General features: G+C 60.7%; 1 protein-coding gene. It reads right to left on the bottom strand.

Annotated elements, in window-relative coordinates; translation table 11 throughout:
• Window positions 1–85: 85 nt before the first annotated feature.
• Window positions 86–349: hypothetical protein (locus AC1DF0_RS32740; RefSeq protein WP_477577812.1), on the bottom strand; the 264-nt coding region annotated here is incomplete at its 5' end.

Raw genomic sequence — 349 nt, 5'->3', positions numbered from 1 at the left:
GCATTGAGGCGCTGCTGATCGGCGGCTTCCAGCGCCCAGACGCTTTGGCTCAGCACGGCGAGCAACAAGCAAGTGAGAATTTTCTTCATGGTTTGAGGCTCTCCTTATCGGGCTTCTGACTCAGGCGACGGATCAGCGGCAATTGCTTGCGCAAGCCACGGTCCACCAGATGCGGCAACAGACTGTTCAGGCGCACGAAAAAGCGTTCCGGCCAGCCCAGGTACAAGTCGCGACGGTCACCGGCAATGGCGTGGATGACCGCCGAGGCAACGGTTTGCGGGTCGTCGACATTGGCTTTGAGCGCATCGTTCAGCGCTTGGGCCGCCGCACTGTTCATGCTGGTGCGGGT

The sequence above is a fragment of the Paenibacillus sp. 05T425 genome (assembly GCF_056396205.1).
This window is presented reverse-complemented; position numbering and strand designations above follow the sequence as displayed.